The organism is Limosilactobacillus panis (genome assembly GCF_019797825.1).
Classification (GTDB): domain Bacteria; phylum Bacillota; class Bacilli; order Lactobacillales; family Lactobacillaceae; genus Limosilactobacillus; species Limosilactobacillus panis_A.
In genome coordinates this window covers 1,641,880-1,655,574 of sequence record NZ_CP081855.1, presented here as the reverse complement: position 1 = coordinate 1,655,574, position 13,695 = coordinate 1,641,880, and the positions used below count along the sequence as shown (strand labels likewise).

The following is a 13,695-nucleotide window of genomic DNA, read 5'->3' as shown; positions in this document are numbered from 1 at the left end:
AAAGAACCTCTTTTCTCAAAAAATGTTAACGAGAACTAATAATAGGATAGTTCAACATCTTTGTCAAATAATTTGACAAAGATAACTAGTTATTTATAAAATATAGCTGAAAATATGGAAAGGCAGGGAGAGATACGTGTTAAAGGATCAGTTTCGGCGGATGCTAAGTGACGACAAGCTGCAAATCACCATGACCGAATTAGCCCAGGTCACGGGGGTGTCGACTAGCCAGATCCGTTATTGGGAACGAAAGGGCTATATTAAGTCCAGCCAGGATGAGAAGAATAAGAACCACCGCTTCAAGCTATTTACTATTTTCCGAGTATACACAATAAAGTACTTTCTGGACCAGGGCTATACACTGGCAATGGCGGTACAAAAGGAGCAGGAACGACAAAAACTTGGCAGAATCTTTCAACGCTTCATGGCTGACCAGATTGTTGATATCCATCAGGATGAAGACGAAAGCGGCGAGGTTGTCTTGGGAAAACTGGCTGAGGATCCGACGAAGGAAGTTTACGCTAAAGTTGACCAGGATGGTTCGACCCTCCACCTCCGTAGTGTGGGTCCCCGGTCGTCGCATTAACCATTTGACCACTTTTGTGTTATGGTAAAAATGAAGTACTATGATATGAAGGGAACGAGTAACGTGAGTCAAACTTATAGTGAACTTAGCGGTGACGCTAAGGAAAATGCACTGCGATCTTTTATTGGGTTTTACGTCAGTCAGTACAAGGCCGGCAGCCTGGAAATCTTGAGTTCAAAGGTTTCTAATGAAGTAATGAGTTCAATCAACGAAATTCTCAACCAAAACAGTTTTATGGGCCATGGTGAACTGGTCAACGAAAGCCTACGCCTGTGTAAGCCCTACTATGAAGCAATCTTGAATAAGCTGACGGACACCAAGTTTGATGATGATGGTGAACCGGTGGTGGCTTGGTCAGACGCTTGGGAAGACCAGGAAGAACAGTTACCAACGGAAGACTGACTTAAAGGGTCGGCAAACGATTTTGGCTTTTTGATAAAAGTAGGCTGGATGACACCAGAAACGTGCTCTGATGCTCAACCAGCCTTTTGCCTTTTCCGCGATTACTTTGAAAACTGAAAAAGTGCGGGTGGGAAAACTGCAATTTTTTCCACCCGCTACTTTTTTATGACCAAAAAGCGAGTAAACTAAAGCCGTTATGGGAAATGAGCTAGGGCGTGTCCTGATCATATCCCTAATTATTCTCAATGTCGGGGGAGTAAATATATGGAAGAGAAAAAACATTTCAAATTGTTCAAAGCCGGTAAAAACTGGTGCACGATGGCAATTGCTGTCCTCGCCACTGGTTGCTGAACCACAGACAACAGCTACTGTTCAAACCGACCAGGCAGCAGCTACGGCAACGAACACCACTACGACCAACGCCACTAATAACCAACAAAGTAACGTTGACTATCGAACACCGGTAAATAATGGTTGCCTTGATGGTGCGGCTAGTGATGGTCAAAACAACGTTGTCTTCACTGGTTGGCACGCCACTAACCAGTACCAGCAGGGAATGAACCACTTTGTAATCGTCTTAGACGGTAATAACCACGAGTTATACCGGACAACGGTTAACGAACAGGACCGTCCGGACGTCCAAAGGGTTTACCCTAACGCCCCAATCTCCGGGAAAGGTGGCTTTTCAGTTAAGGTTCCAGAAAGCCGACTGTTCAACACGAACACTCTGCAACTGGTTTCTCGTTACACCAATGATAAGAATGGTGAGCCCAATGGCGGTGCTGACTTCTGGTTCCCAAAAATTCAGACAAAGGCCGGCTGGCTTGATCAGTTTAAAGCCACGGGTAACCAAATTACGGTTGCTGGCTGGCACGCAGACGACGCCAGTGCCAAGGAAGGTACCCACTACCTAATCCTGTTCGACCGCACTAAGAATCGGGAAATTGCCCGTCAAGTCGTTAAGAACGTTGCCAGTGACGACGTTGCTAAAGTTTATCCACGGATTGCTAACGCCAACAAGGCCCGCTTTACGGCCAGCTTTGCAATCAACCCAAGCATGCTCAACAATGACGACCTAGTTTTGATTAGTCGTTACAGTGACCCGCAAAATGTTAATACTGCCGGCCGCTATTCCGATTACTGGCTTAACAACGTTGTCCGGCTGAATAACAATAAGGCCGGCTACCTTGATAACTTCTATGTTGACGGTACTAACAACCGGGTTGTTGTTTCTGGCTGGCATGCAGACGGACGGTCGACCCTCGACACTAACCACTTCCTGATTCTCTTTGACCAAACTGCTAACCGGGAAGTTGGCCGGCAGAAGGTCAACGTTACAGCAAGTAACGATGTTGCTGTAAACGGTTATGGCAACATCAGTAATGCTGACCATTGCCGGTGTAACCTTCAACGTTACACCGGCAATGGTCGGTCACCGTTTTGTTGTTATTAGCCGTTACAGTAATGACAAGAACAATGGTGAAGGTGACCGTAGTGACATTTGGTTCGGTAACCAGATCAACCTGAACGGTAACCAAGCTTGGTTGGATAACTTCAGCCAAAACGGCACGACGATTAACGTTTCTGGTTGGCACGCGGATGATTACGCCAACGCTTATAAGCACCACTTCATCCTCCTTTACGACTGGACGAAGGGGAGTGAAATCACCAGAAAAGAAGTTACCAATGTTACTAGTCCGGACATTCAAAAAGCATACGGGAACATCTTAGGGTCTAACCAGGCCCGCTTCAGCACGAACTTTACCATTAACCCGGCAGACGTTCACGACGCCTTCCAAATCATCAGCCGGTACAGTAACCGGGCCGATGGTGAAGGCTATGTTGCAGACAGCCAAAACTACATTGGCAACCGCCTTTTAAATGTTTACCAAAACCCGGGCTGGATGTATCAGATTAACTACACCCAGATTCAAGCTAACCCGGCCGAAGTTGGTCACAACATCGGCCCCGGCTACGAAGGGGTTAAGACTTACCTGATCAAGAGCAAGCTCGGTGACGCTAACATTCACAACCAGTACACTTATGGTGACGGTTATGCCATTGCTAACTTCCAACGTAGTCACGGCCTGCCAGCTACCGGTTGGGTTGACCTGAACACCTGGAAGGCTCTTGGCTATTCTGCCGACTTATGGTACGGGATTGATAGTTATATTTCGCCAACCCTTACCAATCCTGCAGCAACTCGGCAACAACGGATTGATGCCATGATAGATGCTGCCTACAAGTACATGGGCAAGCCATGGTGGGCTGGTTGTTCATCGATGCCGGCTTACGGGGTTGACTGTTCTGGCCTAGTTATGCAGGCGCTTTACGCGGGTGGTATTAACCCAACTTCGGCAAGTTCTACCCACCATGGGTACCCTGGTAACGAGTGGAACTCACAACAGCTCTTCGCCGACCCCCACTTTATGAACGTTGGCTGGAATAACCGGCAACGCGGGGACTTGGTATTCTACTACGCTCCAGGCACCCGGACAATTTGGCACGTCGCCATCTTGATTGAACCGAATACGGTTATTGAGAGTTGGCCACCATGTGTTATGGTTCAGCCAATTGTCAACGGTCAAAGAAATATTATCGCTGGTATTCGGCGGGCCTTTGCATAATTGAATAATTACCTAAGGCGTTAGCTGCTCATTATGAACGGCCAACGTCTTTTTCGAATTACTACCTTCTGGTAACTAGATGTGGTAAAATAACAATAGTTTTATGTACGGATTTTAAATGATAGTAAACAGCTGAATATTTATTGCCGACCTTGTATTAACAAAGCGGCTCTTTTAGCTTACTTACTTTTCCGTTATGACGGTTGTTTTGTCAATTTAAGTAAATCTAGTAAAGGAAGGTATTATGGCAAAATTAAAAATTAAGAATAATGAAGTTGCCTTTTACGCCATGGGGGGCCTTGGCGAAATTGGTAAGAACATGTACTGTGTTCAGTTCCAAGACGAGATTGTCATCATTGACTGTGGGGTCCTTTTCCCAGAAGACGAGCTGTTAGGGGTCGACTACGTTATCCAAAATTACGACTACCTGATTGAAAACAAGGATAAGATTAAAGGAATCTTCATCACCCACGGTCACGAAGACCACATTGGGGGATTACCGTTCTTCTTGCAAAAGGTAAACGTGCCGATCTACGCTGGCCCGTTTGCAATGTCATTGATTAAGGGGAAGTTGGACGAAAAGCACCTCTTACGAAATGCGGAACTTCACGAGATTAACGAATTCGATGAAGCTCACTTCAAGAAACTCTGGGTCAGCTTCTTCCGGACGACCCACTCAATTCCGGATACCCTCGGGGTTGCGGTTCACACTCCCCAGGGAACGATCATTCAAACCGGGGACTTTAAATTTGACTTAACTCCGGTTGGCCACTTACCGGGTCCTAACCTTCAGCAGATGGCTAAGCTCGGTGACGAAGGCGTCCTTTTGCTGACATCTGATAGTACGAATGCCGAACGTCCCCAGTTTACTAAGTCGGAAAGGTGGGTTGATATCCACATCCGACGGATCTTCGAACGAATCAAGGGGCGGATTATCTTTGCCTCGTTTGCTTCAAATGTTTACCGGCTGCGGGAAGCATCGGATGCAGCCATTGCTCAGGGTCGAAAGATTGCCGTCTTTGGACGGAGCATGGAAAATGCAATCGCGGCGGGCCAGGAGCTTGGTTACCTCAATATTCCTGAGGACTCCCTGATTGATCAAAATGAGATTAACAACTACCCACCGGAGAAGGTTCTGATTATGTGTACTGGATCCCAGGGTGAACCAATGGCGGCACTGAGCCGAATTGCTAAGGGTACCCACCGACAAATCAGTATCCAACAGGGGGACACGGTTGTCTTTTCCAGTAACCCAATTCCGGGGAACACCACTAGTGTTAATTCCCTGATCAATAAATTGGAAGAAGACGGTGCTAATGTTATCCACGGTTACGTTAACAACATCCACACCTCTGGTCACGGTGGCCAAATTGATGAAGAATTTATGCTGCGGTTGATGAAGCCAAAGTTTTTCGCTCCAGTTCATGGCGAATACCGGATGCAGAAAATTCACACTAAGCTGGCAGAAATGACCGGAGTGCCGAAGAAGAATACCTTCATCTTGGCAAATGGTGACGTCTTGGCCTTGACAAAGGATAGTTGCCGATTGGCTGACCACATTGACAGTGTCAGCGATGTATACATCGATGGTCGTGACGCGGGTGATACAGTTGGTAACCCAGAAATCCGTGAACGGCGCCTACTTTCGGAAGAAGGGGTGGTCACGGCAATTGCGGTTGTTGACTTAAAGGACTACCAGATTGTTGCTGGTCCGGACATTGTTTCCCGAGGCTTCGTTTACATGCATGAATCTCAAGAATTGATTAAGGCTGCTAATCATGAAGTCTTCTGGGCTATCCTTAACACCTTTAAGAACCATAAGCATGTTGACCAACGGGCCCTCAACCGGATAATCGTTAGTCGGCTACAGAAGTTACTCTTTGAAAGGACCGGACGGCGACCAGTAATTATTCCGATGATTACGATTCTTAACGGTGACAATCGGGCAGAAAACCGCCACTACCGTCACCCTAACCATCGTAATAACAATAAGCAAAACAAGGAAAAACGCTCCCAACAACATAGTGAAAAGGGAAAGCAACATAACAAGCAGGACCACCATAAAAAGGAAACTGTAAAAGCTTAGGCGGTTCGGTGTTACAAAAGCTCCTGATAGTCGGTATCGTTATCGGCTGTCAGGAGCTATTTTAATACTTTTGTAATTGACCACTTAAAACTACTTGAAAACTCTGGTATTATCAATATTAGCAATTATTTTAGTTATTTAGAGAGGAAGAAACCAAATGACCGGAAGAGATTATTTACGAATCTGGTATCGGGTTCAAATTGGGGCGACATTACTGATTCTAGCGATGATGATGGTCCGGAATTTTGAACTTGGCCGTCACATAGTGGTAGCACACCTCTTGCCGACCGTGATTATTTTGGCAATCGGCCTGGCAGTGGAATTATTGCCTAACTTGCCGGAAGTTGTTAAACGCCTGAATAGTTGGCTCCAGGGTTTGACCCAGCCCCTTATTCAGGTCGTTGCATGGGACGTTATTACCCGGGAAATTATTACCCTCCTGCGACTACCTTCACGGGGAGTTGTTTCCCTAATGATCTTATACTATTTAGTAATGTTTGCCCCGTTCGCCAGTGTGATTGGTGGGCAGTTGAAGACGAGCATTGAGCGCTTTATCTTTGCAATTTCAACTTTTCAGGTAGTTTTTATCGCCTTGGCAGCCTTTCCAGATGCCCTAATCGACAACCATTTCTTGTATCTACTGCTTGCCAGTGGAGCCGTCGGAGCGGTTGCCTACTTCGTGTTGATTACGACGGTAATGCGAGCCTGGAAACTATCTTGGCCGGGCCTAAAGCCGCAGTGGTCAGGAGACTTTAACTGGTGGATTATTGGTGGGTTGGTATTAATCGACCTGGCCTTTACCTACCTAAACGTTGGTGGAAATATTGACATCACTAAGTCCGACTGGCGGTATTTTCTGACCGCTGTTGAGGCTGGCGTGGCGGAAGAAACTCTGTTCCGCTTTGCCATCTTGGGGGTACTTTTTTATGCATGGCGTCACTGGCAAAAGCGTTTGCCCCTGGTCCTGGCCACAAGCAGTATTTTGTTTGGACTTGCCCATCTGGTGAACGTTTTCGCGCAAAACTGGGGAAACACTCTGTTTCAGGTGATTGGCGCAGCCGGAATTGGTCTCTTTTTTGCGGTGGTGTATGTTTATACTGGGCAGCTCTGGTTGACAATGTTGATGCACGGCTTACTAGACTGGACGAGTTTTGTTGCATCTGAATCCACCACCATATCGGGAAAGCTGACCCTTGATGATTGGGTTACCACCCTGGTTGAGGTTGCCTTTTTTGTCCTAATTGCGGTTTGGATGATGTACGGCCAGCGGCGTCACGTGATGAACCGGCATGTTGCCCGTTTAACCGGTGATGAACAGCATTTCGATTTTCAAATTCACTATTAATTAAACGAAGCTGAGAAAGCATGCTCCTAGTATCAAGTGCCGCGGAGCAAGTCCATTGATTACGATCAATGGCGCGCTCTTATTTTGGCTCTTCGTCAAGAAGTACTGATAAGATAAATTGAATAATTTCTAAGCAGCTCTTGCCTGACCCTGGACATGAGCTGTTTTATTAGGCTCTTCGTCAAGAAGTACTGATAAGATAAATTGAATAATTTCTAAGCAGCTCTTGCCTGACCCTGGACATGAGCTGTTTTATTATGCCAATTAATGGCGATATAAGAATTCGGCAGGGAAATCAGGATACGAACGCGGAAGTGGAAGAAGTTACGAAAGCCATAGGCAGTCCGTTTGATAACTTTAATCTTATTGTTTGTACCCTCAACGGGACCATTCGTGTAATGATCATATTTGAAGCTGGCGATGATTTCTTGACGATGGGTTCGCAGAGTGCGTTGGACCTTCTGAAACGCTTGGGGAAGCGCGGTCCATTTGATAGCTAATAGTTGGTTGAGAGCTGACTTACTCCGATGATTAACTGCTAAAATCAGGTCTTGGTAATATTGATAGGCCTGCTTAAGCTCGTCGTCGAAAGCTAATAAACGATGAATAACCTCAATATCAGTTAGCTGGGCGTAACCAAAATTGCGGCGGCGCCAAAAGTTATCATACTTGAGGAGTGCACTAGGGGTTAAGAGCAGTTTCCAAAAATGTTTGAGAGCTCGCCATTGCCGGGAACTTTTTCCGGCACGGTTCATTACTTTAATCCTAGTTTGGTTCAGGGCACGGTAAGCTTGAGCTACGACATGGAAGTGGTCCGCGATAATTAAAGCATGCGGAAATAGCTCTTGAATCAAGCGGCGGTAAGGAGTATAGAGATCGACCGTAACAGTTTGAACCGCTAAACGAGCGCGGTGACTATAACGCAGGAAGTAATTGCGAAGAAAGCTACTCCGGCGTGAAAGAATGATATCGAGCGTTCGATGGTTCTCAATGTTTACGAGAATCATGCTCATTCCGCTGGGCGCAAAGCGACCAGAATGAAAGTCATCGAAGGCAATATGACGGGGAAGCCAATGGTAGTTAGGCTTAAAGACATGATCAAGGTGATTAATTACGCGCCTGACGGTCCAGCCCGAAACAGAAAAATCATCGGCGATATCAGTTTGGGATTCATTCTTAACCAGTTGCATCATAATGCGTTGCTTAATACTCGTGGCGATATGGTGACGATATTGGACATCCTCGACCGGAGCTAATTTCGTCACTGTTTGTGGACATTGAGGAGAAGCTGGGCAAATATACTTCTGCTTTTTAATCGACCAAACAGTCGGCTTGTAATGAAGGTCTGCCCCATGATAGTTAACGATTTTAATGCCATTCTTGTACATTAGCCGGCCACAATGAGGACAATGCATGGGGTAGGATTGAACAAGATGGACCACAATATAATCGCCGTGATCGGCAATCGAGTCTTCTTTAGTATTGGTATCAAGTTCAAGATGAGTGTCTTTAATTCCGAGAGCAGTTCTGATAGAATTATCCATGAAAGATGGTCCTTTCTTAAACGAAGACGGGGGTCAGCCATCTTTCGTTTTTTATTTTAAATTTAAACCAAAATAAGCACTGATGTTAAATCCATCAGTACTTAAAATTGTAGAACCTTTTATTATGCCAATTAATGGCGATATAAGAATTCGGCAGGGAAATCAGGATACGAACGCGGAAGTGGAAGAAGTTACGAAAGCCATAGGCAGTCCGTTTGATAACTTTAATCTTATTGTTTGTACCCTCAACGGGACCATTCGTGTAATGATCATATTTGAAGCTGGCGATGATTTCTTGACGATGGGTTCGCAGAGTGCGTTGGACCTTCTGAAACGCTTGGGGAAGCGCGGTCCATTTGATAGCTAATAGTTGGTTGAGAGCTGACTTACTCCGATGATTAACTGCTAAAATCAGGTCTTGGTAATATTGATAGGCCTGCTTAAGCTCGTCGTCGAAAGCTAATAAACGATGAATAACCTCAATATCAGTTAGCTGGGCGTAACCAAAATTGCGGCGGCGCCAAAAGTTATCATACTTGAGGAGTGCACTAGGGGTTAAGAGCAGTTTCCAAAAATGTTTGAGAGCTCGCCATTGCCGGGAACTTTTTCCGGCACGGTTCATTACTTTAATCCTAGTTTGGTTCAGGGCACGGTAAGCTTGAGCTACGACATGGAAGTGGTCCGCGATAATTAAAGCATGCGGAAATAGCTCTTGAATCAAGCGGCGGTAAGGAGTATAGAGATCGACCGTAACAGTTTGAACCGCTAAACGAGCGCGGTGACTATAACGCAGGAAGTAATTGCGAAGAAAGCTACTCCGGCGTGAAAGAATGATATCGAGCGTTCGATGGTTCTCAATGTTTACGAGAATCATGCTCATTCCGCTGGGCGCAAAGCGACCAGAATGAAAGTCATCGAAGGCAATATGACGGGGAAGCCAATGGTAGTTAGGCTTAAAGACATGATCAAGGTGATTAATTACGCGCCTGACGGTCCAGCCCGAAACAGAAAAATCATCGGCGATATCAGTTTGGGATTCATTCTTAACCAGTTGCATCATAATGCGTTGCTTAATACTCGTGGCGATATGGTGACGATATTGGACATCCTCGACCGGAGCTAATTTCGTCACTGTTTGTGGACATTGAGGAGAAGCTGGGCAAATATACTTCTGCTTTTTAATCGACCAAACAGTCGGCTTGTAATGAAGGTCTGCCCCATGATAGTTAACGATTTTAATGCCATTCTTGTACATTAGCCGGCCACAATGAGGACAATGCATGGGGTAGGATTGAACAAGATGGACCACAATATAATCGCCGTGATCGGCAATCGAGTCTTCTTTAGTATTGGTATCAAGTTCAAGATGAGTGTCTTTAATTCCGAGAGCAGTTCTGATAGAATTATCCATGAAAGATGGTCCTTTCTTAAACGAAGACGGGGGTCAGCCATCTTTCGTTTTTTATTTTAAATTTAAACCAAAATAAGCACTGATGTTAAATCCATCAGTACTTAAAATTGTAGAACCCTTATTTTTCCCAGCTTCGCTTTTTTGAACAAAATATTGGAAACGTTTTCTAAAGAAACATTTGGCCTAAGATACAACTGCTTTATGCATAAAGAAAGACTATAATTATTATATAACTTACATTTTTAACATTATTGACTAGCTCTTTAATGTTATTGGATGTTATTGAAAGGAATGCACAAGTATGATTAGAAGAGGGACGAAGACGGAGGATACAGCCTTCTTTGGCCATCCACATGGACTATCGACCCTGTTTTTCACTGAAATGTGGGAAAGATTTAGTTACTATAGTATGCACGCCATCCTATTGTTCTACCTGATTGATAGTTTCCAAAAGGGTGGTCTGGGGATGGATACCCCGATTGCCACCTCAATTGTTGCCATTTATGGGGCCCTGATTTATATGTCAAGTGTGATTGGTGGCTTTGTCAGTGATCGCTTGCTGGGAGCCCAGCAAACCGTCTTTTGGGGCGGGGTGCTGATTGCCTTGGGGAAACTTTATTCTAGTACTCCCACTCCGTTTTGTGGGTCTTTACGTTTCTATTGTCATCATTGTTTTAGGAACCGGTTTTCTGAAGTCCAATATCTCTGACATGATTGGGGGACTATATAGTAAGGATGATACCCGGCGGGATGCCGGTTTTAATATTTACTACATGGGAATCAACCTCGGTTCTCTTTTGGCGCCATTCATTGTTGGTTGGGTCGGCCAAACATACAGTTACCATGCCGGCTTTGCCCTCTCGACAATTGGGATGATTTTTGGCTTGATCCAATACAGCATGGGGAAGAGAAAGTACCTGGCTAAGGATGGCCTAGAGCCTAGTGACCCCATCAAGCCGGAAGAGAAGACAAAGGTTATTAAGCAGGTTTCCTGGGTCATTGCCCTGGTTGTTATCGTCCTGGTAGGTATGCAGTTAACTCACCTGCTTAACATCAACAACATCATCTTTATCATCACGATTCTCGGGATTCTACTCCCGGCCGCGTATTTTTTCAATATCTTACGCAGCCCGAAGATTACCAGTAAGGACCGCCACAATGTCTTGGCATACATCGTGATCTTCATTGCTAGCGTGTTGTTCTGGTCAATTTATGAGCAGACAATGACGATTTTTCCGTTGGTGGCCCAACAGATGACTGACCTGCGTTTGTTTGGCTTCCATATCAAGCCAAGCCAGTTTACCGGCTTCAACGCACTGTTCGTCTTGATTTATTCACCAGTAGTAGCTGCTGCCTGGACAAAATTGGGTAAGCACCAGCCATCATCGACGACTAAGTTTACGGTTGGCCTGTTAGCTTCGGCTTGTTCGTTCCTGGTTCTCCTGATTCCAATCAACACCCACGTGGCAGGGGCTAAGTTCTCTGGCTGGTGGCTAATTTTGAGTCTAGCCATTATTGAAGTTGGGGAAGCCTTCTTGTCACCATCCGGCCTGTCTTTAACCAACAAACTGGCTCCAAAAGCCTTTGCTGCGCAGATGATGAGTATCTGGTTCTTGGGGGATGCTGCCGCCCAGTCCTTTAATGCCCAGCTGGTTAAGCTTTATAGTGTCCCAAACGCTGGAATGTATTTTGGAATCGTCGGTGCCTTTGCCGTTGTTGGGGCGCCGGTTCTGTTCTCAATGCGGGGGCTGTTATCCCGTTTAGTCAATGTCTAGGCCTGAGGAGGAAAAATAATGGTTAGAGTTCAAGAAGGATACATGCCCTTTGGCAAATACCAGACTTACTACCGGATTGTGGGGGAGAAGAGCACTAAAGCGCCCCTCCTTCTCCTTCATGGTGGGCCGGGTTCAACCCATAACTACTTTGAGGTCCTAGACGACCTTGCAAAAAAGGACCACCGTCAGTTGGTCATGTATGACCAGATTGGCTGTGGGAAATCTTCGATGCCTGATGACCAGGCCGACCAAGTCTATAATCAAGAAACCTGGGTAAAGGAACTCATCGCCCTGCGCGACTATCTTAGTCTTGATCAAGTCCACTTGCTAGGCCAGTCGTGGGGTGGGATGCTAGAAATTATCTACCTTTGTGACCACGCTCCCAAAGGTGTCAAATCGGGAATTTTAGCCAGTACTCTCCCGGCCTCTTGGATGTGGGGCAAGGAGTTGCACCGCCTGATTAAACTGATGGCGCCGGCTGACCAGGCGGCAATTGCCAGGGCGGAGGCGAGCGGCGACTACTCTGCTCCGGATTACCAGCGCGCTAATGCCAAGTTCATGGAACAGCACTGCAGTGCAGCCCCAGCGGCGGACAATCCAGAACCGTTACGGCGTAAGAAAAGGGCGGGAACTGTTGCCTACCTGACTGGATGGGGACCCAACGAATATAATCCGGAGGGGAATCTCAAGGACTATGACTACCTTGACCAACTTAAGGAACTTACGACCCCGATGCTGATTACTAGTGGGACCGATGACCTCTGCACACCCTACATTGCCAAAACGATGGCCGACCGCATCCCGCACTCTCAGTGGCAGCTCTTCGAATACTGTCGGCACATGTCGTTTGTGGAGCGTCACGACGATTACGAGCGGGTCATAATCAAGTGGTTGAACGCAAACGATTAACAATCTTTAGCAAAAAAGAAAAGCTTATGGTAGAATTAATTTTTGCCATAAGCTTTTTATTAATAAGTAACTTGAGGAGAAAGAGAAATGGATGCAACACTGCTGACCCGGCTGATCTTAGGGGCACTTTTACTTTACCAGGTATATAACTACGGTCATGACCTCTTCGTCAATCGGAAACGAATCAATGACGGTAACATGTTGGTTACGGGGCCCATTGGCTTTACGACTAACTTCTTTGATACATTAGGGATTGGGTCCTTTGCCCCAACGACGATGCTACTAAAGTTGACCAAATCTTTGAAGAATGACCGCTTGCTCCCGGGAACTTTGAATGCCGCCTGTGCCATCCCGGTGATGACCGAGGCCTTTTCCTACATCAAGATGGTTAAGGTTAGTGGCCTGACGCTATTAACGATGATGTTGTCAGCAATGTTGGGGGCGTTCATTGGTTCCCGAATCGTGGTTCGCTTCGATGAAAAGAAGGTGCAGGTAACGGTGGGGTGTGCGTTAGCCGTCACGGCCGTTTTGATGGTTCTCTCTGTTACGGGGGTAACCACTAAACTAGGGGCCCACAACGTTGCTACGGGCCTATATGGGTGGAAACTAGTTGTTGCCTGTGCTGTCAACTTTATCTTAGGCTCTTTGATGAATGTTGGTATTGGTCTCTACGCACCGTGCATGGCCCTCGTGTACTTACTTGGCCTGAGTCCGTTGGTTGCTTTTCCTATTATGATGTCCTCGTGCGCGTCTGTAATGCCGATTGCTGCTGGTGTGTTTATTAGACGTGATGACTATGCCCGCGCCCCGGCAATCTCAATCACGGCCTGTGGCTGCCTAGGAGTGTTCGTTGCTATTCATTTCGTCAAGCACTTGAACGTGACGTTCATAATGTGGTTGGTGATCTTGGTAATGGTTTACACCTCAGCCCTAATGCTGATTGAGGGAAGCCGGAAATTTAAATTGGCGGCAGAATAAAAGAAGTCAGCGTAAAGCGAACGCTTTTACGC

11 protein-coding genes and 1 pseudogene are annotated in these 13,695 nt (G+C 46.1%); 10 read left to right on the top strand and 2 right to left on the bottom strand.

From position 1 onward, the window contains the following. Positions 1-160: 160 nt before the first annotated feature. The 7 genes from KZE55_RS08005 to KZE55_RS07985 all read left to right on the top strand — a co-directional run bounded on the left by KZE55_RS08005 (position 161) and on the right by KZE55_RS07985 (position 7,046). On the top strand, positions 161-586 hold the full coding sequence (locus tag KZE55_RS08005) for a MerR family transcriptional regulator (protein WP_047768318.1): 426 nt from the start codon (positions 161-163) through the stop codon (positions 584-586). 63 nt (positions 587-649) lie between these two features. Beyond that, positions 650-988, top strand: a complete 339-nt coding sequence (locus KZE55_RS08000) for a DUF3368 domain-containing protein (protein WP_261313233.1) — start codon at positions 650-652, stop codon at positions 986-988. A gap of 264 nt (positions 989-1,252) precedes the next feature. Beyond that, positions 1,253-1,339 (top strand): KxYKxGKxW signal peptide domain-containing protein, encoded by an 87-nt coding sequence (locus KZE55_RS10335; protein ID WP_261313320.1) that lies wholly within the window; start codon positions 1,253-1,255, stop codon positions 1,337-1,339. Continuing rightward, a complete protein-coding gene (locus tag KZE55_RS10330) occupies positions 1,314-2,441 on the top strand; it encodes a hypothetical protein (protein WP_261313232.1) in 1,128 nt (375 codons plus the stop codon). The genes KZE55_RS10335 and KZE55_RS10330 overlap by 26 nt, the downstream gene beginning before the upstream one ends. Next, on the top strand, positions 2,356-3,615 hold the full coding sequence (locus KZE55_RS10325; RefSeq protein WP_261313231.1) for a C40 family peptidase: 1,260 nt from the start codon (positions 2,356-2,358) through the stop codon (positions 3,613-3,615). Before KZE55_RS10330 ends, KZE55_RS10325 begins: the two co-directional genes overlap by 86 nt. A gap of 244 nt (positions 3,616-3,859) precedes the next feature. Then, positions 3,860-5,701: a ribonuclease J1 gene (gene rnjA / locus KZE55_RS07990; protein WP_222258054.1), complete on the top strand. Its 1,842-nt coding sequence runs from the start codon at positions 3,860-3,862 to the stop codon at positions 5,699-5,701. A gap of 157 nt (positions 5,702-5,858) precedes the next feature. Next, positions 5,859-7,046: a CPBP family intramembrane glutamic endopeptidase gene (locus KZE55_RS07985; RefSeq protein ID WP_222258053.1), complete on the top strand. Its 1,188-nt coding sequence runs from the start codon at positions 5,859-5,861 to the stop codon at positions 7,044-7,046. Positions 7,047-7,261: 215 nt separating this feature from the next. On the opposite strand, the gene KZE55_RS07980 is transcribed toward KZE55_RS07985, so the two are convergent. Continuing rightward, positions 7,262-8,590 carry an ISL3 family transposase gene (locus tag KZE55_RS07980; RefSeq protein ID WP_222258013.1) on the bottom strand — a complete coding sequence of 443 codons (1,329 nt, stop codon included), beginning with the start codon at positions 8,588-8,590 and terminating at the stop codon, positions 7,262-7,264. Positions 8,591-8,684: 94 nt separating this feature from the next. Further along, positions 8,685-10,001 (bottom strand): ISL3 family transposase, encoded by a 1,317-nt coding sequence (locus KZE55_RS07975; protein ID WP_222258052.1) that lies wholly within the window; start codon positions 9,999-10,001, stop codon positions 8,685-8,687. Between the two features lie 301 nt (positions 10,002-10,302). Here KZE55_RS07975 and KZE55_RS07970 point away from each other — a divergent pair. The 3 genes and pseudogenes from KZE55_RS07970 (at position 10,303) to KZE55_RS07960 (ending at position 13,663) form a co-directional block, all read left to right on the top strand. Further along, positions 10,303-11,776: pseudogene (locus tag KZE55_RS07970) on the top strand (peptide MFS transporter). 18 nt (positions 11,777-11,794) lie between these two features. Beyond that, positions 11,795-12,685: a proline iminopeptidase gene (pepI, locus tag KZE55_RS07965; protein ID WP_222258051.1), complete on the top strand. Its 891-nt coding sequence runs from the start codon at positions 11,795-11,797 to the stop codon at positions 12,683-12,685. An 87-nt stretch (positions 12,686-12,772) separates the two neighbouring features. Then, the gene (locus KZE55_RS07960; RefSeq protein WP_222258050.1) at positions 12,773-13,663 is read left to right on the top strand and encodes a sulfite exporter TauE/SafE family protein; all 891 of its coding nucleotides are present in this window, start codon (positions 12,773-12,775) and stop codon (positions 13,661-13,663) included. Positions 13,664-13,695: the final 32 nt, after the last annotated feature.

Bases quoted from the DNA above. Each gene is read 5' to 3' on its own strand.
- KZE55_RS08005 (WP_047768318.1), top strand. From the start codon at position 161: ATGCTAAGTGACGACAAGCTGCAAATCACCATGACCGAATTAGCCCAG.
- KZE55_RS10335 (WP_261313320.1), top strand. From the start codon at position 1,253: ATGGAAGAGAAAAAACATTTCAAATTGTTCAAAGCCGGTAAAAACTGG.
- KZE55_RS10325 (WP_261313231.1), top strand. From the start codon at position 2,356: ATGGCAACATCAGTAATGCTGACCATTGCCGGTGTAACCTTCAACGTT.
- rnjA (WP_222258054.1), top strand. From the start codon at position 3,860: ATGGCAAAATTAAAAATTAAGAATAATGAAGTTGCCTTTTACGCCATG.
- KZE55_RS07985 (WP_222258053.1), top strand. From the start codon at position 5,859: ATGACCGGAAGAGATTATTTACGAATCTGGTATCGGGTTCAAATTGGG.
- KZE55_RS07980 (WP_222258013.1), bottom strand. From the start codon at position 8,590: ATGGATAATTCTATCAGAACTGCTCTCGGAATTAAAGACACTCATCTT.
- KZE55_RS07975 (WP_222258052.1), bottom strand. From the start codon at position 10,001: ATGGATAATTCTATCAGAACTGCTCTCGGAATTAAAGACACTCATCTT.
- pepI (WP_222258051.1), top strand. From the start codon at position 11,795: ATGGTTAGAGTTCAAGAAGGATACATGCCCTTTGGCAAATACCAGACT.
- KZE55_RS07960 (WP_222258050.1), top strand. From the start codon at position 12,773: ATGGATGCAACACTGCTGACCCGGCTGATCTTAGGGGCACTTTTACTT.